Below are 22,716 nucleotides of genomic sequence, written 5' to 3'. Positions count from 1 at the left end.
CATTCAAGACTGCCGCTGCACCTGCATCTGCACCACGGGCTGTGCAACAGGCACCGCAATCGGCGCCGAAGGCGACACCACGACCTTCGCGTGCATCTGCTCGCAACCGCCGCCGCGACGCATGCCGCGTACCGGGCAGGCGTCCAGATAATCGAGACCGACCGCAAGTTTCAGATGACGCTCCGGAATCGCCAGCCGGTTGGTCACATCGAAGCTGTACCAGGCGTCGTCGATCCACGCTTCGGCCCAGGCATGGCTGGCCAGGTGCTCGCTGCTGTCGCTGTACAGATAGCCCGACACATACCGCGCCGGCACGCCCAGGCTGCGGGCGCAAGCGAGAAATGCGTGGGTATGGTCCTGACACACGCCGGCGCGATTGGCAAAGGCCTGCGCCGCGCTGGTGTCGACGGCCGTAGCGCCCGGCGTGTAGGTGATGTGCTGATTCAACGCCTGCATCAAGTCGATCAACGCATTGCGATCAGTGCGTTTTTTCGTTTCCTTGGCGGCGAAACTGCGAATGGCCTCGTCAGCCTCCGTCAAACGCGTGAAGCGCAAGAACGGCAGCGAAGACTGGCTCTCATGCTCGGCCTCTCGCGTTTCATCGATCTCGACCTGGCCCCGTGCGCCGATGACGATGGCCTCATGAGGCTCATCCATGGTCAGCACGTGCAGAATATTGCCGAACGGATCGATCTGCGCACGCACCGGACGCGGCAAAGCCAGTTGCCAGCTGAGCACCTGCTGACGCTCGCTGTCATGTGGGGTCAGACGCAAATACTGGATGCTGGCGCGGACCTGATCGTCGTAATGATAGGTAGTCTCGTGGCTAATCGAGAGTCTCATGCAGCCTCCAGATAAGAAGTGTGGATAACGTTACCCAGTTGGGCCAGCAGCGGAATAAATTCGTTCAACCATTCGTGCAGCCCCTCCGCGAGGATTTCATCGATACCGGTGTAGCGCAGTCGTGCATCGAGTTCAGCCGCCAGACGCTGGGCGGGACGACCGTTGGCACCCGGCAGACTGGCCAGAATCATGTCCAGTTCTTCCAGGCAGGCGCGCAGCGAACGAGGAATGTCGGCCCGCAGCAACAGCAGCTCGGCAACCTGACGAGCGCCCGGCGCGTCGCGATAGACCTCGGTGTAGGCCTCGAATGATGAAAGCGCGCGCAGCAGCGCACTCCACTGGTAGTAACCGGCCGCCGAACTGTCCGCCGCCGCGTTGGCTGCCGGCCCGCGCAGCTCGAGCATTTCATAGCGGGCGTCGAGCAGGCGCATGGTGTTGTCGGCGCGCTCGATGAAGGTGCCCAGTCGAATGAAACGGAAGGCATCGTTGCGCATGATCGTGCCGTAAGTCGCGCCGCGGAACAGGTGCGAACGCTCCTTGACCCACTCACAGAACCGGCTCATGCCATAACGGCTGAGGCCCTGTTCAGCGATGCCGCGAATTTCCAGGTAGGTCGCGTTGATGTTTTCCCACATGTCCGCGGTAATCCGCCCACGCACGGCATGGGCACTGGCCCGCGCGGCGGCCAGGCAACTGAAGATACTGGCGGGGTTGGCTGCGTCCAGCGCGAAGAAATGCAGCAAGCGTTCGGCATGCAACTCGCCGTGACGCTCCAGGTAATCGTCCAGCGTTCCGGTGATCAACAGCGGCATGGCGAGTTCATTCAGGCCGTCGCCGCGCCCATCCTGCGGCATCAACGATAACGAGTAACTGACGTCGAGCATTCGCGCGAGGTTCTCGGCCCGCTCCAGGTACCGCGACATCCAATATAAATCCGAGGCAGTTCTACTTAGCATTGGCAGGCATCCTTAATCCTCGACCACCCAGGTGTCCTTGGTTCCGCCACCCTGCGACGAGTTCACCACCAGCGACCCTTCACGCAACGCCACGCGCGTGAGTCCGCCCGGTACGACGCGGGTTTCGCGGCCAGACAGGACAAATGGGCGCAGGTCGATGTGTCGCGGGGCGATGCCGTTCTCGACGAAGGTCGGACAGGTCGACAGGGACAAGGTCGGTTGGGCGATGTACGCATGGGGCTTGGCTTTGAGGCGCGCGCGGAACGCTTCGATCTCGGCTGCCGTGGCGGCAGGCCCTACCAGCATGCCGTAGCCGCCGGAACCCTGGGTTTCCTTCACCACCAGATCGCCAAGGTTGGCCAGCACGTGGGACAGCTCCTCGGGCTTGCGGCATTGCCAGGTCGGCACGTTCTTCAGGATCGGCTCTTCGTCGAGGTAGAAGCGGATCATGTCGGTCACGAACGGATAGATCGACTTGTCGTCGGCAACGCCAGTGCCGATGGCATTGGCCAGCACCACATTGCCTGAGCGATAGGCTGACAACAGGCCCGGCACGCCCAGCATCGATTCGGGGTTGAACGCCAGCGGATCGAGGAAGGCGTCATCCAGGCGACGATAAATCACGTCGACTGCTTTAGGGCCGTCGGTGGTGCGCATGAAAACACGGTCATCTCGCACGAACAGATCCGCGCCTTCGACGAGCTCGACGCCCATCTCGCGCGCCAGAAACGCGTGCTCGAAGAACGCACTGTTGAACCGCCCCGGCGTGAGCACGACGACGCTCGGATTATCCAGAGGACTGGAACTCTTGAGGGTGTCGAGCAGCAGATTCGGGTAATGATCGACGGGAGCGATGCGCTGCGCAGCAAACAGCTCGGGAAACAGCCGCATCATCATCTTGCGGTCTTCGAGCATGTAGCTCACGCCACTGGGCGTACGCAGGTTGTCTTCAAGCACGTAATAGGTACCGTCTGCGTCGCGAACCAGATCGACGCCGGAGATGTGCGAATACAAGTCGCGATGCAGGTTCAGGCCTTGCATCGCCAGTTGATACTGCTCGTTGGCAAGCACCTGTTCGGCAGGGATGATGCCGGCCTTGATGATGCGCTGGTCGTGATAAAGGTCGGCGAGAAACATGTTCAGCGCCTTGACGCGCTGAATGCAGCCGCGTTCGACCACGCGCCATTCACTGGCGGGGATGCTGCGAGGAATCGTATCGAAGGGAATCAGTCGCTCGGTTCCCTGCTCGTCACCGTACAGCGTGAAAGTAATCCCGGCGCGATGAAACAAAAGATCGGCCTCACGCCGACGCTGAGCGAGCAACTCAGGCGGCGCTTCGCCCAGCCAGCGGGCGAATTCCCGATAATGTGGACGGACACCGCCGTCTACATCGTACATCTCATCATAAAAGGTGCGGATCATGCCGTACTCCTTGTCACCATGGACACATGGGCCTTCGCAAGGCCCGTGCCAGCGGCATAAACGCTTATAAATCAATTGGTTGAATAAATTCGAAGACGCTTGCGCACCATTCCTGTGCAAGAAGCGCTCTAACCAATTCTCCTACGCTTCATAGAGAAGCGTCCTGCCGCCGAAAAATCTATTAGCAGCATAGCCAGAGTTGATTTCCCGACGGGATTTTGTTTCCGGATAATCGCGCCATCGACACAGAGAACGTGGCCCAGAGGACTCGAGCGTTTCCTGCCATCGCGCGCTTATTCACGACATTCCCTTTACGCCGCTCAGACCCGAGCGGCTTTTTTTTGCCCTGTTTTTGCCGCCGCACTCCACCGACAGCTTCAACAGATGGGTGACGCAAAGTCGTGAGGGCCGATTCGTTCGCATGGAAACGGTCGATCGCCAGGTGATCTATCTGGCCTCAACCACTGCCCGGCGTTCGATCAGCCCTCACCGTCACACAGTGCGTTGAGCGAGGGCCCAGCCCTCAATGCAGTCGCTTGATCTCCTGCTTCACGCCCCAGCCTTCAACCTCTCCGTCGAGGCCGATAATGGCGCTTTGAAAGTCCTGCTCGAAATCTCCTATGCCGTCGTACGTTGCATACATCAACTTGCTCAACTCCAGGTACCACGCCCCATCCTCCCGGGCGTTGAGCTGGACGTTGACGGATTCACCCCGGAATTTCTCTGCCGCCTGACGCGCCCTTTCCTCGTCCGGGAATATGGCGTAGAACTCAATTGGATGGATGCTGGCGAAGTCGAAACCGCCTTCTTTCATGCGGCGCAGTACGTGACTGCTGATGTCTTCTTGATAGGTCGTGCTCATGAAACGTCCTCCTATGCAACGATAGATAGAGTTTCAACGATCCCGGAACGCCCCGCTGTGGCGCGGCGTCAAGCAGCGGTTCATCCGCTGCCCGGGACTCAAGCATGTCGCTGACAAGGCCGATGCTGCTGTTACAAATCAGGCACTACACGAACAGAATCGGGTAAGTGCTTCACCGGCCTCGATTGCAGAGTACGCCCATTGGCAGCGCGTTGCCAATTGGCGGTAATGGATCGTCGAGGCTGACTCATGATGCCTCGACGATGGAAATGATTTGCACCGCGTTCTGTTCTTTCAAGACTTCCGCCGTGGGGGCGTTTGATCGACCGTCCAGATCGTTCAGATCGAGCTCGCTGACGACGGGGAACAGAATCGGGCGCAAATACCGCGCAGCTTCTTCCTCGCTTGGACGCTGCTCGGATTCAAGATCGTGGGTCTGCTGCACGCCATCTTTATCCTGAAACGAAATAGTCCAGACTTTCATCAATGTCTCCTCAGTGAGAGCCGTTCAAACGGCCTACTGATCTTGACCCTGCGGTATCAGTGACGTTCAACGGGAATGATCACTGCCAGCGTGCGCTGCATCTGCTCGTTTTTTGCGCCGGAACTGCTCTGAATCGGGCCTCGCGGGGCGGGCGCGCTATACAAAAGTGTAATGGGCTAAAAAAGCCCGAGTCACCATACTGCGCGCCCATCCGATGCCCCGCCTTGCTGATCGCGCACTTGCGCCCGCTCTGCGTCGGTCATCCCCACCTGATCTGGAGTTCTCATGCTTATTGGCCGCACCCGCCCGTGCACGCTTGTCGGTCTTGGCACGCTGTCGTTGTTCGCGAGCGTCACTGCCCCGGTATACGCCGAAGGTTTTCTGGAAGACAGCAAGGCGAACATCGAATCGCGCACGATGTATTTCAACCGTGATTTCCGGGATGGCAGCAGCTCCAATCCGCAAGGGGCGTCCAAGCGCGAAGAAGCGGCGCAGGGTTTCATCCTGAACTTCCAGTCGGGTTACACCACAGGACCTGTCGGCTTCGGCATCGACGCGCTGGGCATGGCGGGCTTTCAGCTGGACTCAAGTCCGGACCGCAGTGGCACGGGTCTGCTGCCGTCAAGCGGTCGCAATCCACGCGAATCCAAAGGCGAATACGCCAAGTTTGGCGCAGCGGCGAAGGTGCGCTACTCGCAGACGGTGTTCAAATACGGCGCAATGATGCCCGACCTGCCGCTGCTCAAATACAACGATGGCCGTCTGCTGCCGACCATGTTCAACGGCGGCATGCTGACATCCCAAGACCTGCCTGGCTTCAAGTTCATGGCCTCGCGACTGGATCACTACACCGCGCGGGACTCGACCGACTCGCAGGACATTCGCCTCAACAGCAAGAACAAGCGCTACACCAGCGACATCACGGGCAACCATTTCGACATGTACGGCGTTGATTACCAGGTCACGCCCGCCATCACCGCGCAATACCACTACGCGGCGCTGGAAAACGTCTACCACCAGCACTATGTCGGCTTGCTCGGCAGCGAAAAGGTCGGGCCGGGTGTGGCCTCCGCCGATGTGCATTTCATCAAGAGCCATGATGACGGCTCAGCCCGGGCCGGCGAGATCGACAACCAGGCCTTGAGCACCCTGCTCGCCTACGCGCTGGCCGGGCACAAATTGACCGTTGGCTGGCAGACCATGATCGGCGACACGTCGATGCCTTATCTGGATGGCACCAACCCGTATCTGGTCAACTACATCCAGATCAACGACTTCGCTGCCGCTCAAGAGCGCTCCTGGCAACTGCGTTACGACTACGACTTCAAGGCGATCGGCTTCAACGGCCTGAGCTTCATGACCCGCTACGTCAACGGCGACAACATCAAAGTGGCTGGCAGCGACAGCGAAGGCAAGGAATGGGAACGTGATACCGAGGTCAAGTATGTGATGCAGACCGGTACCTTCAAAGACCTGAGCATCCGCCTGCGCAACGCGACCTTCCGCAGCAACTACGAAAGCTTCGCCCGCGACGTCGACGAAACCCGCGTGATCCTCAGCTACAACTTCTCGGTTCTCTGATAACGCGGCTTACCGACATGCACGTGTGGGGAGGAGTGAATTCATTCGCGAAGGGGTTGTGCGGGCGCTGCATCGTCAGCGTCTGAATATTCAATCGCGAATGAATTCGTGCCTGCGGTGGAATTCGTCGTTCGCCAAGGCAAAAAAAAAACGCCCCGAGACCGGGGCGTTTTTCATTGTGCAGGTTTACTGCGGTTTTGCGTCTTTCACACCGGCGGTGTTATCCAGCAGGCTCTTGGTAGCGGTCTGCAGGAAACTGTCGAGCTTCTTGCGCAACTCGGCGACATCCGCCGCGTCGGGCATCACTTCGGCGTGCGGCTTGGTGCCCAGCTCGTAGCTGTAGACCTTCGGCTCCATCTCCTTTGGCTCGATCAGGATGCGGTTGCCGGTCACCAGCGCAACGGTCTGTTCGCTGCCCGACGGCTTGATCACACCGAAGCCCAGATCGCCAGCAGGCAAGTTCAGCAGGTCGCGACCCCAGCATTGGTGAACGGTCTCGCCACCCAGGCGGCCCATGATGGTCGGGACGATATCGATCTGTGTGCCGACGATGCTGCTGCGCTTGCCGAACTTGTCCTGCAGGCCCGGCGCGATCATCAGCATCGGCACGTTGAAACGACCCAGGTCCATCTCGGTGATCTGCTCGTTGTTGCCAAAGCCATGGTCGCCCACGACCACGAACAGCGTGTCCTTGTAATAAGGCTCTTTCTTGGCTTTTTCGAAGAACTGACCCAGCGCCCAGTCCGAGTAACGCATGGCGGTCAGGTGTTCATCGAGCGTGCCATGACCGGTAACCCGTTCAACGGGCAGGTTGGCCGGCAGCGCATAAGGCGTGTGGTTGGAGAGGGTCTGCAGCAAGGCATAGAAAGGCTTGCCCTTGGCTTCGCGATCCTTGAGCTCCTGCGCGCCACGGTCGAACATGTCCTGGTCGGACACGCCCCATGTAGGATCGGAGAACACCGGATTGACGAAATCGTTACGACCGATGAAGTTCGTCATGCCCTGGTTGCTGAAGAAACCGGACTGGTTGTCCCAGGCGAAATCGCCGTTGTAGACGTAAACGTCGTCGTATTTACGCGCACTCAGCAACTGCGGCAGGCCTGACAGCTTGTGGCTGCCTTCCGGCGTCTGCATCAGGTATTCGAAGCCCGGCAGGTTCGGGAAGCACGCCATCGTGGCGAACATGCCCTGGTGGGTGTGAGTGCCGTTGGAGAAGAAGTGATCGAACAGCAGGCCTTCTTCGGACAGTTTGTCGAAATAAGGCGTGATGTTCGATTCATCCCCCAGCGCGCCGACCGAGTGACCGGCGAAGCTTTCCATGAGGATCACCACGACGTTCTTGATCGGCAACGTATTGGCTTGCGGCGGCGTGAAATCGCGGCGGACAGCTGCACGATCGGCATCGACCAGCTTGTCGTTGTCGGTCAGCAGCATGTCGCGCACGATCTGCTGAGCCTCAGGCTGCGGCAACGTCGCCTTCCAGATATTGTCGCGATCTTCGGACATACGGCTCTTGGCCGCAGCGATCAGCGTCAAGGTGCCGTTCAGGCCCAGGGTGTTGGCGAAATTCGATTCGGTGGTGTACGCATCACCCCAGCGCAACGGTGGGCCTTGACGCAACGTGCCGCGAGCGGCAATCACGGCCACGACCAGACACAGAACGAACACGGCAACGCGCGTGTACCACGGAGCGACGACGCGATTGCCGGTACGGCTGACATTGAAACCGCCACGGGGACGGGTCAGGCGATCCACGCCTTTGAAGACCAGGCTCAGCACCCAGGTCAGCAATGCCCACGCCAGCAGATAGCGCACGACCGGATAGCCGTACCAGATCATGCTCAGAACGGTCTTCGGGTCTTCTTTGACGTACTGAAACACGAGGCCGTTGAGGCGCTGGTGGAATTCACGGTAGAAATCCATTTCCATCAGGCCAAAGAACGTGGTCAGGCTGGCAACCAGCGTCAGCCAGAATCGGAACAGGCCACGGGCGGCCATCATGCGGGCGCTGAACAGGGCCAGCAACAGCGGAATCAGGATGTAGACCACAAGACGCAGGTCGAAACGCAGGCCATTGCCGAACGCTTCGATGAAGGTCGAGGCTGGCGTCGCGCCAATCCCCTCACGGTTGTAAACCAGCAGCGCAATGCGCAAAAGGGTGTACAGGATCATCAGCACCAGACCGCTCAATAGCGTGTAGGCCAGGTGCGATCTGACGGTAGGTTGCGGCGCGCGCGCCGGGGCGTCCGTGTTGGCCATGTGTCTTGGGATCCGTTGGATTCAGGTTGAAGTTCAAAAGCCTTCGCGCCCGGTGACATCGAAACGCCGGACGGGGTCGCGGGGGGCAAATATTACGTGAACGCTGGCTGTTTACCACCGCTCCTGCTCATTCTTCATGAGCGAACGGGCGCCGGACGGCAACGATAGCGGGACAGGCAGATTTCAAGCGACGGAATTTTCCCGAAGAACCGGTGAAAATTCCGTTGCTTCAATGATGTTCAAACATTTTCTTACAAAGCGTCCTGCCCCCTGAGCCATTCAGAAGGCATGAACGTCACATCGCGAGCCTCAGTCGTTGCTCGATTTGCTCACGGCCTGCAACACGTACTGCGGCAGCGCGAACGCGCCCAGATGGATTTCCGGGTTGTAGTAGCGGGTCACGATGCCGCTGCCGGCAAAGCGCTGACGCAAGGTGTCGAGGGCAAGCTTGCGGTACTGGGTGTTGGTCGAGCCCCAGGCGAAGGTCATCGAGCCGCCGATGTAGGTCGGCACGGCCGCCTGATAGAAATGCCAGTCGGCAAACAGGCCATTCATGCGCCCGGCGGTGGTCTGAACTTCACTCAACTGCATGAACGGCGTGCCATTCTGGGTGACCAGAATGCCGCCCTCGTTCAGGCAGCGGTGGCAGGCCTGGTAAAAGTTTTCCGAAAACAGGACTTCGCCAGGGCCGATGGGGTCAGTGGAATCGGAAATGATGACGTCGAATTTTTCCTGAGTGTTGGCGACGAAGCGCATGCCGTCGTCGATCACCAGATTCAGACGCGGGTCTTCGAACGCACCTTTGGAGTGGTTCGGCAGGAACTCCTTGCACATCTCGACCACGGTGCCGTCGATTTCGACCATGGTGATGTGCTCGACGGTCGCGTGTTTGGCGACTTCACGCAGCATGCCGCCGTCTCCGCCGCCGATGATCAGCACGCGCTTGGCCAGGCCGTGGGCGAGAATCGGCACGTGCGTGAGCATTTCGTGGTAGATGAACTCGTCGGCTTCGGTGGTCTGGATCACGCCATCGAGCGCCATCACCCGGCCCATGCGTGGGTTCTGAAAGATCACCAGATGCTGATGTTCGGTGCGCACTTCGTGAAGCATTTTTTCCATGCGAAAGCGTTGGCCGTAGCCTTCGTACAACGTTTCTTGATAATCGCTCATGGATGGGTCCCTGATTAAAGCTGATGACAGGACGGCGGGCCGCCCACAAGAAAGGCGCGCATTCTACGTCGCCCGCCATTACAGGTCGAATCTCGCAGCGCCGCCCATGAAAAACGCCTGATTGCGCAACAGGCCAATCAGGCGTCGATGTTCTGAATCCTTGCCACCGTCTAGACGCGGACATTGCCTCGCGGGCCGGCGATTGCCCAGATGATCAGGCCCAGGACCGGAAGCAGCACGATCAGCAGCACCCAGAGAATCTTCATGCCGGTCTCGGCGCCGCTCTTCAACACATTGATGATGGCCCAGATGTCGAGGGCCAGAATGATCAGTCCAACCAGACCATTGAAGGTGGAACCCATGGTGTCGCTCCTAATTGAAGGCTTGCCCAGATAGGAGTCGCGCGGCGCGATGAGGGTTCCGTCGGGTTGGTGCAGCGCCTTGCGAAAGATGCAGCCGCCGTCCGTCTCTCATTCAGAACTACTGATTCTACTCCCGGCTCAACCCTTTACAGCGTGCAGATTTCCTGCCGCGTGAGATGCAACTGCCAGAAGTGAAGCCGCGGTGAGCATCTCTTTCTATGAAAGGAAGGTGACCAAGATGCCCACGATCAACCAAGGTGGCGACGGCGCGCAGCAGCGCTCCATGCCACCCAATGACGCACTCCACACCCTGCAGGACGACGCCAAGGCACTGTTCGACACGGCGCGGGAACAAGGGACTGAACATCTGGACGAGTATCGGCAGCGCGCGGCAGACGAGATCGAAAATCTGGCCCGGAGTGCGACGTCGGCGGCCGAACAACTGCAAGACAAGGACACCTTGGGCCTGTCTCATTACATCACCGATGTCGCGGACAGCCTGGGCAGCTTTGCCGGAAGCCTGCGCGGAAAAAGCGCCGATGAACTGCTGCATCAGGTGTCGCGGCTGGCCCGCGATAACCCGGCGCTGTTTCTGACGGGCAGCATTGCGTTGGGCTTTGGCCTCTCGCGCTTCATGCGCGCCAGCACGCCGGATCTGGCACAGCCCTCTTCACCTGATTCCACAGCCCGCAGCGCCGATGCCGAAGACGACGCGTTCGATCCCAGGATCGCCGCCGACGAGGAACTCGCCGTCCGCCCGCCGCACACCGACGATGTGATACGCAGCCAGTCGGTCCCGCCCGGCTGGAGCATGTCGTCTGCGCCCGCCGCCGACAGCGACCACGAGCCAGGGATTCAGCAATCGGGGGCCGAGATGGGCAGTTTTGAAGATCACAACGACCGCGACGCCTCCCACGCAAGGCCAGACGAGACGTCCACCGACAAGCCCGCCAATAAAGGAGAGCTGTGATGGCCATCAATCCAGACGTTCCGCGCAGCAGCGGCAGCAATCCAGACAGCGAGCAATCGGTGCTCGGGCTCGTGCGGCAACTGGCGCATGAGGTCCCCGCACTGATCAGTGAAGAACTGGCGCTTGCCAAAGCCGAGATCAAAACCTCCATCGATACCGCCAAAGCAGCGACCGCCGCCGTGGCCGGGGGCGTGGTGTTCATGCTCGCAGGCCTGGTGATTCTGCTCATGGCCGCCGTCTACGGTCTGGCGCTCTACGTTGCCCCGTGGCTGGCTGCCCTGATCGTCGGGGCGGTCGCGATGATCGCAGGTTTCGTGATGGTGCAGTCAGGCAAGAAACAACTCGAACCGTCCCAACTCGCGCCTGAACGCACGATGCATGCCCTCAACAAGGATAAAGACGCTATTCAGAGGAAAGTCTCATGAGCACTGAAAGCAGTTTTGCGACCAAAGAGCAGTTCGAGCAGGACGCCGTTCCCGACGTCGAGGTTCCCAGAAGTCCCGATACGCTGGAGCGCGATATCGACGCACGGCGCGCTAATATCGAGAACATCGTCGATGCACTGGAAAACAAATTGTCGCCGGGGCAGCTGTTCGACCAGGCGCTGGCGTTCACCAGGAACAACGGCGGCGAGTTCTTCACCAATCTAGGCACCTCGATCAAAAACAACCCGGTGCCGGTCGTTCTCGCCACGGTCGGCGTCGGCTGGCTGATGCTCGGTCAGAACAACCGGCCGCACAGCAGCGGGCCTTCGGTGCTCGGTCAGGTGGGCGAAACGTTAGGCGGCGCTGCTGCCGCCGTCAGTGACTCTCTGAGCGGTGCGAAAGATTACGTGCGCCAATCGGCCCATCAGCTCGGCGAAAAGGCCAGCCACCTGGCAGAGGGCGCGAGCGACAAAATGGATGACCTCAAGGGACGCGCGACATCGGGCACCTCAAATGCCCGCGACACGCTGAAGTCGACCGCTGACCGCACGCAGGACGCGCTTCTGAGTCAGGGCCGCAACCTGCAGGGCACGCTGGATTACATGCTCAAGGAGCAGCCATTGGCACTGGCCGCCATCGGCATTGCCCTGGGCGCCACAATTGGCGTGGCCTTGCCCAAGACCAGCCACGAGGACAAGCTGTTCGGCCAGACCCGTGACAAACTCACCGATAAAGTGAAAACCACGATGGATCAGGCCTGGGAGTCAGTCTCGGACCTGGGCAAGGACGTTGTGGATGACCTTAGACAGGCGAAACCGTCGGCCCCCGTCACGGGCTCCAACCTGGATGTCTGAAAATCGGCAGTAGAAGTCGTGCGGGGGCCGGACGTTAAGCCCCCGCAGCTTTCAACGCATCCAGGCAGTCCGCTGCCCGTCGTTTCATTCCTGCCCTTTGAGCGCCTCGAGCGACGGCTCGATGAGAATGCCCAGCTCCACACCAAGCTCCATCACGCGCGCACGGTCATTGCCGTAGACCAACACCGTCTGCAGCTCATCATCCAGTGGCTCGCTGAGATTCATCAGCACATAGCCGCCCATTTCCTTGTTCATGCTGCCCAGCTGGATCTGGATTCGATTCAGCGCGGTCAGCGGTTCGGCCTTGGCCAATTGTTTGGGCTTGATGTTGAACGTGACATCGGGGCCAAACGACGCCGTGATCTCACTGAACAGATCCATGTAGGTGTCCGCCTGAAACATCACCGTTTCCGGGAGGCTGCCCACGACGATCCACTCGCCCAAGGGAATGGGAAAGGTGTCGTCGTAATTGATGTCGGGGTTGGCGTCGAGAAACCCTTGCGGGTCGGCATAAGCCTGGGCGGCCTCATCGGCGATTTTTTCGATTTCCTCGTCGCTCATGCAGCCGGAGCTGATCTTGCTGATGAATTCGATGAGTGAAGCTTTCATGTCGAGTGATCCGCTGGCGAAAAACAGGCGCGCAGAATAGCCGGAAATGCTGCGCGCCTCTATCGCTTCAGGCGCCTGACACGCCCAACCGGGTCAACTGCTCCGCGGTTTCGGTAGCGCCCATGGTCTGAGCGGCCATCAAGGGTGTGACCCCTTTGGCGTCCTGAACGTGGGGGTTGGCACCTTTGGAGATCAGGTAATCGACGATCGCCGTGCGGTTGAACATCGCCGCCATCATCAGCGCGGTCCGACCATCGGCAGACGCGCCTTCGACGTCCGCTCCGCCTTCGACCAGAATCCGGACGACTTCCAGATCGCCCTTGAACGCGGCGCCGGCAATCGGGCTTTGTCCATTGTCATTACGCAGCTCCGGGTCCGCTTTGTGTTTGAGCAGAACCTTCACCGCATCCTGATGCCCGTGGTAGCTGGCCAGCATCAGCAGCGAATCGCCCTTGTGGTTGCGCAGGTTGGGAGTCAGTCCGTTTTCCAGCAAGCGATCCAGCATCTGGGCATCGCCGGCCCGCGCACGGTCGAACACCTGCTCGGCGAATTCCAGTGCCTCCTCATCGGTCATGCGGGTGGCGGAACCGGGGGCGTTAGGTGCTTCAGACATTGCGTAACTCCTGTAGCGCAGACGGCCTGCGCGTGATCGATCATGTGAGCCGGAAAATCTCAGAGACCCGGGCCTGAGGTCAAGTTCCATATCGCTGCACGATGCCAGTTCGGTCCGCCGACTGCGAGGCAGGAATATTGATCGCGCCTATAGACGCGCCTCAATAGTGGTCTCAGCCCGTGGCCTCCACAAAAAGGTGCACTTGCGGCACATAGCCATCTGTCGGCGCGGTGGAAATATTCTGTAGCGTCTGGAAATAAATCCGGGATAACGCTGTCTGAGATTTCAATACCGCTCGATTTTCCCCTCAGCACCCTCCTCTTCTCCCGCAAAATGCAGGACGTCCAACAGCCAGTCATGCAATTTGCACGAAACAGAAAACTTCATAAAATCTTAACCTATTGATTTAAAACGATTTTTTATAACCCTAAAGACTGGCACAGTCACTGCACTAGTAGTTCCAAGCTTGTTATCCCATGAGCAATGGAGCCGCTAGACATGACTTTCATTCAAGAAAAATTCGCTTCCGTATTCTCCGATTTCGAAGTCACCACCCAGCCGCGTCCTGACGGCGGTGTATTGCTGTCGTTGCGCAATCACGAGGGCAAACAGATTCGCCGTTCCGTGTCCTATGCCCAGTTGCACACTCCGGTTCAGCTCGAATGGGTCATCAGTGCGATTCGCCGCGATCTGGCAGCACAAGCCAGTGAACTGCCAGCCATCTCGATGTTGCAAAGCCAGCACCGCTTCGATCTGCCGACTTACCACACGCGTTGAGTCGACGCCCGTTGGCCGTTACACCCTTGAAGCATCCCTTTCAAAACCGCGACAGCATGCGTGCCGTCGCGGTTTTTTTTCGTCCTGACGATGCATCGCTCGCGGCGAGGACATCACCGCACAGGCCACCTTGTCAGGTGATTATGCCTCGACACAGCGCCTCGCCCACCGCCTGGGCACGATTGGTCACGCCGAGCTTGGCGTAAATGCTCTTGAAATGATGTTTGACGGTCGCTTCGGACACTTCCTTGATCAGGCCAATTTCCCAGGCCGTCTTGCCTTCACGCGCCCATTTGAGAATTTCCAGCTCCTTGGGCGTTAACGCCCGCGTCTGCAATTGCCTGCCCTTGCCCGCCACATGCAGCATCGGCACCAGACTCGTCAGCAGGTAGCGGTCGTTATGGGTCAGCGGGCGCTCCATGCCATTAAGCGAGCAGATGGTGATGACGCCCTGATTCGCACGATTCTGGCTGCTGTATCCATAGGAAAACGCTGGCAACAGCTGGCAGTCTTCAACGGCCGCCATGTAGGCGGATGACGGCGGGTAGGTCTTGAAAGCGTCTTCCCAGTCGAGAAACCCCAATGTGTGTCGAAAGCAGCGTATGACCGGATCTTCGATCATCAACCGGCCCTGGCAGTAAAGGTCTTTCCAGTAACTGTCCACGTTCGCGGTGATGCAACTGAGCAACATGCCGTTGCGGTACTGATAGAGCATGGCCCGCTCGCAGCGGCACTCTTCCCTGAGCCAGTCCAGTGCGTTGGCAATGGCGGCGTCGCCGTCCTGTTCAGTGATGCTGCTGACCATTTGCTGGATCAATGGGCTCAGCGTCCCTGTGTGCACGTTTTTCATCTTCCCCTCCGTTTAAAAACGTCATTTCGCGTCCCTGAATGGCCTTTTGATTTGTAATAGATGCCAGCCTCCCGACGGTGCAGGTCATGTACGACCCGCGCGTCTTGAAAAGCTGTCAGGATCCGACAGGCGAAGGGTTACACAGTCCGTGGGGGTTAAACACAAGGGTCAAAACAAACAGGCATGCCTGACCTACAAACAAGCAACTTCCCACAAACGAACAAAAACGTGCTTACATTTTTTATCTTCCAGTAACGAAAACGGCCAATGTCAGAAACATTGGCCGTTCATTTTTTCTACCGACAGAACGTGTCGTCAGAACGCCGACGGATCGATCACCGCGAAGCTGGCAACGTTGGCATGACCTTCCAGCGACCCACCGCTTCTTACCAGCCCGCAGGTCGCCATTCCGGCTGCCTGGGCGGCGTCCAGTTCCTCGACAATGTCCGAGAGAAACAGGATTTCATGAGCCGCAACGCCGATGGCCGACGCAATGGTCCGATACGACGCCTCTTCACGCTTGGGACCCGAGGTCGTGTCGAAATAGCCGCTGAACAGCGGTGACAGGTCGCCCGCCTCGGAACGGCCGAAAATCAGCTTCTGCGCCTGAATCGATCCCGATGAGTAGACATAAAGCCTGAAGCCTTCGGCGTGCCAGCGCTGCAGGGCTTCGACCGCGTCGGGGTACACGTGGCCCTTGAGTTGCCCGGCGAGGTACCCCTGCTGCCAGACCATGCCCTGCAACGCCTTGAGCGGCGTTGCCTTGCGATCCTCGGCGATCCAGGCCAGCAGAATTTCGATCACGCGTTCGACATCAGCGCCAGGTTCGCCGCTGTCTTCGCGCACCGCCTGCAACTGCGCCGCCACCTGCGCCTCGTCGGCGTGCTCGCGAACGTAATCCGGCAAATGCGCCTTCGCATACGGAAACAGCACGTCGAAGACGAAACTCACAGCACTGGTGGTGCCTTCGATGTCGGTCAGAATTGCTTTGATGGCCATGGGATTCTCAGTCTTCCAGACGCGGGAACTGGCTGGCGATCGATTCGCCAGTGAATTTCGCGACCCAGCCTTCCGGGTTGTTGAACAGTCGAATGGCGACGAAATGTGGATGCTCGCCCATGTCGAACCAGTGGCGCGTGCCCGCGGGAACAGAAATCAGATCGTTCTTCTCGCACAGCACGGCGTAGACGAAATCCCCGATGTGCAAGGTAAACAGACCCCGTCCGGCCACGAAGAAACGCACTTCGTCCTCACCATGCTGATGCTCGTCAAGGAATTTGGCGCGCAATTCGGCTTTTTGCGGATGATCGCTGTTGAGGCTGATGACATCGACGGTGACGTAGCCGCGCTCGGTCATCAGTTTGTCGATCTGTGTGCGGTAGGCCGAAATCACGTCTTCCTGACTGGCGCCCGGGGCGATGGGCGTGGCTGCCTGCCAGCGGTCGAACGCCACGCCGTGCTCGGCCAGGGTCGAGGCGATGTCTTCGAAGTGAGTCAGGACCTTGTTCGGCAACTCAGGGGATGACACGTGATAAACGCTAAGACTGCTCATGACGGGGTTCCTCGGTTCGGTCGGCGCGCCGGCTCTGCTGGCCGGTCAGGCGCGTTTCATACAGGCAAATAAAGAGCGGCGATGCATCAGCGATTGAGGACTGACAGCGTCTTCAACTCGCACTCGAACAGAAATTCAAACGCCTCGATCTGGCGCAAAGCATCACTCATCTTCGCCCCCCAGGTGTACAGGCCGTGGCCGCGAATCAGATAACCGGCGCAATCGGGATGCTGATCGAGCCAGGGCTGGACCTTCTGCGCCAGGCACGCGATGTCCTGATCGTTATCGAATATAGGCACCACCACCCGGGATTCGTGGGTGACCACGCCGCTGAACGCCTTCTGCAGTTCGTAATCCTCGAACACCAGATGATCGCCAGCCGTCAGCCGCGACAGCACCGTGGCATTGACCGAATGGGTGTGCAACACGGCGCCCACTTCAGGCTTGCAGCTATAGAGCTGGGTATGCAACAGGGTTTCCGCCGACGGCTTCTTGCCCGGCTCAAGGCTGTTGCCGTCCAGGTCGGTGGCCAGCACATCGTCCGGGCCGAGCTGCCCTTTATGCTTGCCGGACACCGTCAGCAACACCTGGGTCGGGGACAGGCGCACAGAGTAGTTGCTGCTGGTGGCAGGCGACCAGCCGCGACCGTAGAGAAAGCGGCCTGCTTCGATGATGTCTTGGGCCAGTGTTTCGCGATTCATACGCGGTCCTCTTTCAAACGTGATGCAGTCAGAATGGCGGCGGCCATGGCCGCCAGACTGGCAATGGCGAAAGTCCAGCCGGCCCCCAGTGAATTCCAGCTGTAACCGGAATACAACGCGCCCAGTGCGCCGCCGGTGCCGGATAAAGCGGCATACAACGCCTGGCCCTGCCCTTGCTGACGCGCACCGAAACTACGCTGTACGAAATGAATGGCAGCCGCGTGAAAGCTGCCGAAGGTGGCGGCATGGAGCAGTTGGGCGATGATCAGAACCGGCAGATGATCAGCCAGATTGCCCAGCAAAAGCCAGCGCAACGACGCCAGCACGAAACTTGCGATCAGCACCCGGCGGACGCTGAAATGTTGCAGGATCCGGCTCATGGCCAGAAACATCAGCACCTCCGCGACCACGCCGACGGCCCAGAGCATACCGATGATGCCGCGGGTGTAGCCCATGTGCTCGAGGTGCAGCGTCAGAAAGGTGTAATACGGGCCGTGACTGAGCTGCATCAGCCCGACGCTGCCATAAAAGGCCAATACGCCGGGGCTGAGCAATTGCCGGACGAAGCCGTCCCCGGCCTGGCGCAGGCCGCTGTTCACAGGCTGGGCGTTGGGCACCCACCAGCTGCTCGCGACGATACCGGCCATGATGAACAGCAACGCCTGCGGATACAGGTCGAGGCTGAACCACTCGAACAGGCGTCCCAGCCCCACCACCGTCAGGATGAATCCGATCGAGCCCCACAGCCGAATCTGGCTGTACCGTGAGGTCTGCCCTTGCAGATGCGCCAGCGTGATGACCTCGAACTGAGGCAGCACCGCGTGCCAGAAAAACGCGTGCAGGGCCATCACCATCGCCAGCCAGGCGTAGGACTTGTCGAGCAGAATCAGCGAAAAACAGGCCAGCGTGCAGACCGCCCCGAAGCGCACGATGGGCAGCCGCCGCCCGGTATAATCGCCGAGCCAGCCCCAGATGTTCGGCGCAACGCAGCGCATCAGCATGGGAATGGCGATCAGCTCGCCAATGCGCGCACTGGGAAACCCCAGATGATCGAAATACAGCGCCAGAAACGGCGCCGTGGCCCCGAGCAAGGCGAAATAGAACAGATAGAAACTGGACAGTCGCCAGTACGGCAACGCTGCCACGTTCAACAGCCCGTGGCAGCCGCGTCGGGCCAACGCATTACAGCTGACCCAGAACCGGCGTATTCACCCGCACATCGCTGTTCTGCCCGCGATGGCGCAGCAGGTGGTCAAGGAGCACGATGGCCATCATCGCTTCGGCGATGGGCGTAGCGCGAATGCCGACGCAAGGATCGTGGCGACCCTTGGTGATCACCTCCACCGGATGGCCGTCGACATCGATCGAACGGCCCGGCGTGGTGATGCTCGAGGTCGGCTTCAGGGCCAGATGGGCGACGATCGGCTGGCCGGAAGAAATCCCGCCGAGAATCCCGCCGGCGTTGTTGGAAACGAAGCCCTCAGGGGTGAGCTCGTCGCGGTGTTCGGTGCCGCGCTGGGCAACGCTGGCAAACCCGGCACCGATTTCGATGCCCTTGACCGCATTGATGCTCATCAGCGCGTGCGCCAGCTCGGCGTCGAGACGGTCGAAGATGGGCTCGCCCAGGCCAGGCATGACGCCTTCGGCGACCACCGTGATCCTGGCGCCCACCGAGTCCTGGTCGCGGCGCAACTGATCCATATAGGCTTCGAGCTCAGGCACTTTGTCCGGATCAGGGCTGAAAAACGCGTTCTGCTCCACCGAGTCCCACGTCTTGAAGGGGATGTCGATCGGGCCCAGCTGACTCATGTAGCCGCGCACCGAGATGCCCTGGGTCGCCAGGTATTTCTTGGCGATCGCGCCCGCCGCCACACGCATCGCCGTTTCACGCGCAGAGCTGCGACCGCCGCCGCGGTAATCGCGGATGCCATATTTATGGTGATAGGTGTAGTCGGCATGGGCCGGACGGAAGAGATCCTTGATCGCCGAGTAGTCCTTGGACTTCTGGTCAGTGTTGCGGATCAGCAGGCCGATGGCAGCGCCGGTGGTCTTGCCTTCGAAGACGCCGGAGAGGATTTCCACCTCGTCAGCCTCCTGGCGCTGCGTGGTGTGGCGGCTGGTGCCTGGCTTGCGACGATCGAGGTCCCGTTGCAGGTCTTCCAGCGACAGCTCAACGCCCGGCGGGCAGCCATCAACGATAGCGACCAGCGCCGGACCATGGCTTTCGCCGGCGGTGGTAACAGAGAACAGCTTGCCGTAGGTATTGCCGGACATGCGGGAGGCTCCGAAAAACAGTCGATAACTCAGCGCGCCAGTATACGCAGCCTGCGCGCGTAGTTCATCCTCGAACCTTCTTCGATTGGCCGCGTCCAATTGACACTTTATTGATGATGGTCTTGAGATGCTGAGTGCCTTACCCCTGATTCGCGGCTTCTGGCCGCTGCGAGCAATCATCTTGAGCCTGACCCTGCTGTCCTCCCTCGCCCACGCTGGAACACCCGTGGTGCTGCAACGCCCGATCAGTCTGGACACCGGTACCGGCGAGCTTTTCGGCACGCTGCTGCTGCCCAAATCGCCGAACCCGGTGCCAGTCGTGCTGATCATTGCAGGCTCCGGCCCCACTGACCGTGATGGCAACAATACCGATGGCGGGCGCAATGACAGCATGAAACGCCTGGCACTGATCCTGGCCAGGCACAACATCGCCAGCGTGCGTTATGACAAGCGCGGCGTGGCGGCCAGCCGGCCGGCCACCCCTGACGAGCGTGATCTGAGCATAGAAAAGTATGTCGACGATGCCGTCGCCTGGAGCGCAAAACTCAAGGCCGACCCGCGTCTGGGCCCGTTGATTCTGATGGGCCACAGTGAAGGGGCGCTGGTTGCCTCCCTGGCCGCCGAGCGCGCGGGCGCCGTGGCGCTGATTTCCGTTGCCGGGACGGGCCGGCCGGTCGATCAGGTGGTGCGCGAGCAACTGCAATACCGTCTGCCGCCACCTCTGCTCGCGCGCAGCGAGCAATTGATCGAGCAGATCAAGGCTGGCAAGACCGACGACAACGTGCCTGACCCGCTGCAAGTGGTGTTCCGGCCCAGCGTTCAACCGTATCTGATTTCACTGTTCCGGCAGAATCCGACCGCCGCGTTCGGCCGTCTGAAAATTCCCACGCTGATCATCCAGGGGCGCAACGACATGCAGGTCGGCGTGGGCGATGCGCAATTGCTTCAACAGGCCAAGCCGGATTCGCAACTGGCGATCATCGATGGCATGAACCACGTGCTGCGCATCGTGCCGATGGACATGAAGCGTCAGCTGGCGTCGTACAAGGACCCACAGCTGCCACTGGCCAGCGAAGTCACCGACCGGATCCTCACGTTCATCGGCGCCCTGCCCGCCGCCTAAGCTGCACCCGCACTTGCCCTACCCCGCAGCCGACTGGCCTGAAGGCTCTGCTGCGGGGCAGGACAACTGTTTCTGCAAGGTTTTCCCTTCAGCTTCGTCGAAAACGGCCGATATCGGGATGCTGGCATTGTGTTTGCCGAGCAATGTCGAGAACAGGATCGCCGTGATGACAGAAGCAATGAGTGTGGCCGAACCGGTCGCCCCGACCGACGCCAAAGAAGCTGAAGCAGCCTCCCCTGTTTTGTGGGAAGAAGTGCAGGCCGAGCATTTCTCGATGCTGCGTCTGGCGCCGCTGCCGACCGACCGCGCAACCGGTGGGCGACCGCTGCGTTTCGTCGAATTTGGCAAGGCCGAGCGGCACAGCAAGGATTTCAGCCTGCTGCGCATGAATTACCAGTTGCCGGGTCAGAAAACCCGCAAAGAGCAGAACCATCTGGACGTCTGGGTAGACCACAGCAACCGCACCGTTCGTGTCGGTCCTGCATCGGGCTTGCAGATCGAGCCGTGGAACCGTGGCCTGGGCCGCTTCATGCTGGCTCAAGGCATCCACTGGGCGCAGAAGCGTTGGTCCGAATACAAGATCGAAGGTACAGCGCTGGCCAACAAGGATGCGCTGAACGAGGACACGCGCCTGCGTCGGGACCATTTCCTCAAGACCCAGGGCTTTGACGTCGCCTACGCCGACGCGCAGCACCTCAAGGGCAGCGTGAAAGATGCCAAAGTGGGCAATCTGAACAACACCTGGAACACCGACAAGATCCAGATCGTGGAGATTCTCGACGCTGCGCAAATGCTGCAGGCCGCCGAACAAAAGATTCTGGAACAGGAAGTGACAATCAAGAAAGCGGAAGACAAGGTCAGCAAATACCGCCGCGATGACAGCGGTCTGCGCTTCACCATTGCCTGCCTGGTGACTTTCGCCGTGTTTCAGGCCGGGTTGCTGATCTGGATCGCCACCCACCGATAAGCCCGATTCCCCATCGTTTCGATGGGGTCAGCTTGCTGGCGAATGCGGCAGCAAGGCCGGCACCCGCCACCTGCCACACTCCATTGGCCAGCAAGCCCTCTCGATACCTTCAGGTCTGCCTCACACCCTCGCAGCGAACAGCGCCTGATGCTCGCGGCACTGCCCGGCGGTCAGCATGAACACGCCGTGGCCACCGCGGCGGAACTCCAGCCAGGCGAAATCGACTTCCGGGTACAGCGCTTCGACGTGAACCTGGCTGTTCCCGACTTCGACGATCAGCAGCCCCTTTTCGGTCAGGTGATCCGCCGCCTGAGCCAGCATCCGACGCACCAGATTCAGGCCGTCATCGCCACAGGCCAGCGCGAGCTCAGGCTCATGCTGGTACTCATCCGGCATGTCGGCGAAATCCTCGGCATCCACATACGGCGGATTAGACACGATCAGATCGAAACGCTGCCCTGGCAGACCGTCGAAACCGTCGCCCTGCACGGTGTAGACGCGCGCATCGAGACCGTGACGCTCAATGTTCTGGTTCGCCACTTCCAGCGCTTCGAAGGACAGATCCGCCAACGCCACTTCGGCATCGGGGAAGACGTCTGCGCAGGCAATGCCGATGCAGCCGGAGCCGGTGCACAGGTCGAGGATTCGCGCAGGCTCGTTCGCCAGCCACGGCTCGAACCGCTGCTCGATCAGCTCGCCGATCGGCGAGCGCGGGATCAGCACGCGCTCGTCGACGATGAACGACATGCCGCAGAACCAGGCCTCGCCCAGCAGGTAGGCGGTCGGCACGCGCTCATCGATGCGGCGCTTGATCAGGCGCTGCACCTGCACCAGCTCTTCATCTTCGAGGTTGCAATCGAGGTAGTTATCGGAGATTTCCCAAGGCAGGTGTAGCGCCCCCAAAACCAGCTGGCGGGCTTCGTCCCAGGCGTTGTCGGTGCCATGACCGTAGAACAGATCTTCCCCGTGGAAACGGCTGACGGCCCAACGGATATGATCGCGCAGGGTGCGCAGGCGGGAAGTGATCACAGCAGACTCCTTGAAAAAACGACGGGCGATTCT

General features: G+C 60.0%; 24 protein-coding genes. 7 read left to right on the top strand and 17 right to left on the bottom strand.

Translation table 11 applies throughout. The annotated features are described in order from the left end of the window. Positions 1-3 precede the first annotated feature (3 nt). From BMZ10_RS22070 to BMZ10_RS22050, 5 genes are all read right to left on the bottom strand, one after another. Positions 4-843, bottom strand: coding sequence for a transglutaminase family protein (locus tag BMZ10_RS22070; protein ID WP_093467169.1), 840 nt, complete (start codon positions 841-843; stop codon positions 4-6). Then, entirely contained in the window at positions 840-1,799 is a 960-nt protein-coding gene (locus BMZ10_RS22065; RefSeq protein ID WP_093467166.1) for an alpha-E domain-containing protein, read from the bottom strand. Before BMZ10_RS22065 ends, BMZ10_RS22070 begins: the two co-directional genes overlap by 4 nt. Before the next feature lie 12 nt (positions 1,800-1,811). Next, positions 1,812-3,221, bottom strand: coding sequence for a circularly permuted type 2 ATP-grasp protein (locus BMZ10_RS22060; protein ID WP_093467163.1), 1,410 nt, complete (start codon positions 3,219-3,221; stop codon positions 1,812-1,814). A gap of 523 nt (positions 3,222-3,744) precedes the next feature. Beyond that, on the bottom strand, positions 3,745-4,083 hold the full coding sequence (locus BMZ10_RS22055) for a ribonuclease E inhibitor RraB (RefSeq protein ID WP_093467160.1): 339 nt from the start codon (positions 4,081-4,083) through the stop codon (positions 3,745-3,747). Between the two features lie 247 nt (positions 4,084-4,330). After that, complete coding sequence (locus BMZ10_RS22050) at positions 4,331-4,567, bottom strand: hypothetical protein (protein WP_093467157.1); 237 nt, start codon at positions 4,565-4,567, stop codon at positions 4,331-4,333. Positions 4,568-4,852: 285 nt separating this feature from the next. Here BMZ10_RS22050 and BMZ10_RS22045 point away from each other — a divergent pair, with 285 nt between their 5' ends. Further along, a complete protein-coding gene (locus tag BMZ10_RS22045) occupies positions 4,853-6,148 on the top strand; it encodes an OprD family porin (protein ID WP_093467154.1) in 1,296 nt (431 codons plus the stop codon). 186 nt (positions 6,149-6,334) lie between these two features. Here the strand turns inward: BMZ10_RS22045 and BMZ10_RS22040 are convergent, their stop codons facing one another. The 3 genes from BMZ10_RS22040 to BMZ10_RS22030 all read right to left on the bottom strand — a co-directional run bounded on the left by BMZ10_RS22040 (position 6,335) and on the right by BMZ10_RS22030 (position 9,939). Continuing rightward, entirely contained in the window at positions 6,335-8,407 is a 2,073-nt protein-coding gene (locus BMZ10_RS22040; protein WP_093467151.1) for an LTA synthase family protein, read from the bottom strand. Between the two features lie 309 nt (positions 8,408-8,716). Then, positions 8,717-9,577 carry a polyamine aminopropyltransferase gene (gene speE, locus BMZ10_RS22035; RefSeq protein WP_093467148.1) on the bottom strand — a complete coding sequence of 287 codons (861 nt, stop codon included), beginning with the start codon at positions 9,575-9,577 and terminating at the stop codon, positions 8,717-8,719. A 170-nt stretch (positions 9,578-9,747) separates the two neighbouring features. Further along, positions 9,748-9,939: a PLDc N-terminal domain-containing protein gene (locus tag BMZ10_RS22030; RefSeq protein ID WP_093467145.1), complete on the bottom strand. Its 192-nt coding sequence runs from the start codon at positions 9,937-9,939 to the stop codon at positions 9,748-9,750. 238 nt (positions 9,940-10,177) lie between these two features. On the opposite strand from BMZ10_RS22030, the gene BMZ10_RS22025 reads away from it, so the two are divergent. From BMZ10_RS22025 to BMZ10_RS22015, 3 genes are read left to right on the top strand one after another with little or no spacing between them, the layout of a single operon-like run. After that, positions 10,178-10,909 carry a hypothetical protein gene (locus BMZ10_RS22025; protein WP_093467142.1) on the top strand — a complete coding sequence of 244 codons (732 nt, stop codon included), beginning with the start codon at positions 10,178-10,180 and terminating at the stop codon, positions 10,907-10,909. Then, the gene (locus tag BMZ10_RS22020) at positions 10,909-11,334 is read left to right on the top strand and encodes a phage holin family protein (protein ID WP_093467139.1); all 426 of its coding nucleotides are present in this window, start codon (positions 10,909-10,911) and stop codon (positions 11,332-11,334) included. The genes BMZ10_RS22025 and BMZ10_RS22020 overlap by 1 nt, the downstream gene beginning before the upstream one ends. Continuing rightward, positions 11,331-12,188: a DUF3618 domain-containing protein gene (locus tag BMZ10_RS22015; protein ID WP_093467136.1), complete on the top strand. Its 858-nt coding sequence runs from the start codon at positions 11,331-11,333 to the stop codon at positions 12,186-12,188. The genes BMZ10_RS22020 and BMZ10_RS22015 overlap by 4 nt, the downstream gene beginning before the upstream one ends. A gap of 84 nt (positions 12,189-12,272) precedes the next feature. Here BMZ10_RS22015 and BMZ10_RS22010 read toward each other — a convergent pair whose 3' ends face one another. After that, positions 12,273-12,797, bottom strand: a complete 525-nt coding sequence (locus tag BMZ10_RS22010; RefSeq protein ID WP_093467133.1) for a hypothetical protein — start codon at positions 12,795-12,797, stop codon at positions 12,273-12,275. A gap of 67 nt (positions 12,798-12,864) precedes the next feature. Further along, a complete protein-coding gene (locus tag BMZ10_RS22005) occupies positions 12,865-13,410 on the bottom strand; it encodes an ankyrin repeat domain-containing protein (protein ID WP_093467131.1) in 546 nt (181 codons plus the stop codon). A 498-nt stretch (positions 13,411-13,908) separates the two neighbouring features. Here BMZ10_RS22005 and BMZ10_RS22000 point away from each other — a divergent pair, with 498 nt between their 5' ends. Beyond that, entirely contained in the window at positions 13,909-14,187 is a 279-nt protein-coding gene (locus BMZ10_RS22000) for a DUF3509 domain-containing protein (protein WP_093467128.1), read from the top strand. A gap of 133 nt (positions 14,188-14,320) precedes the next feature. On the opposite strand, the gene BMZ10_RS21995 is transcribed toward BMZ10_RS22000, so the two are convergent. From BMZ10_RS21995 to aroC, 6 genes are all read right to left on the bottom strand, one after another. Then, complete coding sequence (locus BMZ10_RS21995; RefSeq protein WP_093467125.1) at positions 14,321-15,037, bottom strand: helix-turn-helix transcriptional regulator; 717 nt, start codon at positions 15,035-15,037, stop codon at positions 14,321-14,323. Between the two features lie 315 nt (positions 15,038-15,352). Beyond that, positions 15,353-16,036: an acireductone synthase gene (gene mtnC, locus BMZ10_RS21990; RefSeq protein ID WP_093467122.1), complete on the bottom strand. Its 684-nt coding sequence runs from the start codon at positions 16,034-16,036 to the stop codon at positions 15,353-15,355. Positions 16,037-16,043: 7 nt separating this feature from the next. Then, positions 16,044-16,589 carry a 1,2-dihydroxy-3-keto-5-methylthiopentene dioxygenase gene (locus tag BMZ10_RS21985; protein ID WP_093467119.1) on the bottom strand — a complete coding sequence of 182 codons (546 nt, stop codon included), beginning with the start codon at positions 16,587-16,589 and terminating at the stop codon, positions 16,044-16,046. A gap of 86 nt (positions 16,590-16,675) precedes the next feature. Next, positions 16,676-17,290 (bottom strand): methylthioribulose 1-phosphate dehydratase, encoded by a 615-nt coding sequence (locus BMZ10_RS21980; RefSeq protein ID WP_093467116.1) that lies wholly within the window; start codon positions 17,288-17,290, stop codon positions 16,676-16,678. Continuing rightward, positions 17,287-18,435, bottom strand: coding sequence for an MFS transporter (locus tag BMZ10_RS21975; RefSeq protein ID WP_093467906.1), 1,149 nt, complete (start codon positions 18,433-18,435; stop codon positions 17,287-17,289). Before BMZ10_RS21975 ends, BMZ10_RS21980 begins: the two co-directional genes overlap by 4 nt. 37 nt (positions 18,436-18,472) lie before the next feature. Continuing rightward, complete coding sequence (aroC, locus tag BMZ10_RS21970; protein ID WP_093467113.1) at positions 18,473-19,564, bottom strand: chorismate synthase; 1,092 nt, start codon at positions 19,562-19,564, stop codon at positions 18,473-18,475. Positions 19,565-19,691: 127 nt separating this feature from the next. Between aroC and BMZ10_RS21965 the strand changes: the two genes are divergently transcribed. Continuing rightward, a complete protein-coding gene (locus BMZ10_RS21965) occupies positions 19,692-20,687 on the top strand; it encodes an alpha/beta hydrolase (RefSeq protein WP_093467110.1) in 996 nt (331 codons plus the stop codon). A 166-nt stretch (positions 20,688-20,853) separates the two neighbouring features. Next, the gene (locus tag BMZ10_RS21960) at positions 20,854-21,654 is read left to right on the top strand and encodes a hypothetical protein (protein ID WP_093467108.1); all 801 of its coding nucleotides are present in this window, start codon (positions 20,854-20,856) and stop codon (positions 21,652-21,654) included. Between the two features lie 120 nt (positions 21,655-21,774). Here BMZ10_RS21960 and prmB read toward each other — a convergent pair whose 3' ends face one another. Continuing rightward, the gene (gene prmB / locus BMZ10_RS21955; RefSeq protein ID WP_093467105.1) at positions 21,775-22,683 is read right to left on the bottom strand and encodes a 50S ribosomal protein L3 N(5)-glutamine methyltransferase; all 909 of its coding nucleotides are present in this window, start codon (positions 22,681-22,683) and stop codon (positions 21,775-21,777) included. Positions 22,684-22,716: the final 33 nt, after the last annotated feature.

The organism is Pseudomonas sp. NFR16, from assembly GCF_900108875.1.
In the GTDB taxonomy this organism is placed as follows: Bacteria; Pseudomonadota; Gammaproteobacteria; order Pseudomonadales; family Pseudomonadaceae; genus Aquipseudomonas.
This window is presented reverse-complemented; position numbering and strand designations above follow the sequence as displayed.

Bases quoted from the DNA above. Each gene is read 5' to 3' on its own strand.
- BMZ10_RS22070 (WP_093467169.1), bottom strand. From the start codon at position 843: ATGAGACTCTCGATTAGCCACGAGACTACCTATCATTACGACGATCAG.
- BMZ10_RS22065 (WP_093467166.1), bottom strand. From the start codon at position 1,799: ATGCTAAGTAGAACTGCCTCGGATTTATATTGGATGTCGCGGTACCTG.
- BMZ10_RS22060 (WP_093467163.1), bottom strand. From the start codon at position 3,221: ATGATCCGCACCTTTTATGATGAGATGTACGATGTAGACGGCGGTGTC.
- BMZ10_RS22055 (WP_093467160.1), bottom strand. From the start codon at position 4,083: ATGAGCACGACCTATCAAGAAGACATCAGCAGTCACGTACTGCGCCGC.
- BMZ10_RS22050 (WP_093467157.1), bottom strand. From the start codon at position 4,567: ATGAAAGTCTGGACTATTTCGTTTCAGGATAAAGATGGCGTGCAGCAG.
- BMZ10_RS22045 (WP_093467154.1), top strand. From the start codon at position 4,853: ATGCTTATTGGCCGCACCCGCCCGTGCACGCTTGTCGGTCTTGGCACG.
- BMZ10_RS22040 (WP_093467151.1), bottom strand. From the start codon at position 8,407: ATGGCCAACACGGACGCCCCGGCGCGCGCGCCGCAACCTACCGTCAGA.
- speE (WP_093467148.1), bottom strand. From the start codon at position 9,577: ATGAGCGATTATCAAGAAACGTTGTACGAAGGCTACGGCCAACGCTTT.
- BMZ10_RS22030 (WP_093467145.1), bottom strand. From the start codon at position 9,939: ATGGGTTCCACCTTCAATGGTCTGGTTGGACTGATCATTCTGGCCCTC.
- BMZ10_RS22025 (WP_093467142.1), top strand. From the start codon at position 10,178: ATGCCCACGATCAACCAAGGTGGCGACGGCGCGCAGCAGCGCTCCATG.
- BMZ10_RS22020 (WP_093467139.1), top strand. From the start codon at position 10,909: ATGGCCATCAATCCAGACGTTCCGCGCAGCAGCGGCAGCAATCCAGAC.
- BMZ10_RS22015 (WP_093467136.1), top strand. From the start codon at position 11,331: ATGAGCACTGAAAGCAGTTTTGCGACCAAAGAGCAGTTCGAGCAGGAC.
- BMZ10_RS22010 (WP_093467133.1), bottom strand. From the start codon at position 12,797: ATGAAAGCTTCACTCATCGAATTCATCAGCAAGATCAGCTCCGGCTGC.
- BMZ10_RS22005 (WP_093467131.1), bottom strand. From the start codon at position 13,410: ATGTCTGAAGCACCTAACGCCCCCGGTTCCGCCACCCGCATGACCGAT.
- BMZ10_RS22000 (WP_093467128.1), top strand. From the start codon at position 13,909: ATGACTTTCATTCAAGAAAAATTCGCTTCCGTATTCTCCGATTTCGAA.
- BMZ10_RS21995 (WP_093467125.1), bottom strand. From the start codon at position 15,037: ATGAAAAACGTGCACACAGGGACGCTGAGCCCATTGATCCAGCAAATG.
- mtnC (WP_093467122.1), bottom strand. From the start codon at position 16,036: ATGGCCATCAAAGCAATTCTGACCGACATCGAAGGCACCACCAGTGCT.
- BMZ10_RS21985 (WP_093467119.1), bottom strand. From the start codon at position 16,589: ATGAGCAGTCTTAGCGTTTATCACGTGTCATCCCCTGAGTTGCCGAAC.
- BMZ10_RS21980 (WP_093467116.1), bottom strand. From the start codon at position 17,290: ATGAATCGCGAAACACTGGCCCAAGACATCATCGAAGCAGGCCGCTTT.
- aroC (WP_093467113.1), bottom strand. From the start codon at position 19,564: ATGTCCGGCAATACCTACGGCAAGCTGTTCTCTGTTACCACCGCCGGC.
- BMZ10_RS21965 (WP_093467110.1), top strand. From the start codon at position 19,692: ATGCTGAGTGCCTTACCCCTGATTCGCGGCTTCTGGCCGCTGCGAGCA.
- BMZ10_RS21960 (WP_093467108.1), top strand. From the start codon at position 20,854: ATGACAGAAGCAATGAGTGTGGCCGAACCGGTCGCCCCGACCGACGCC.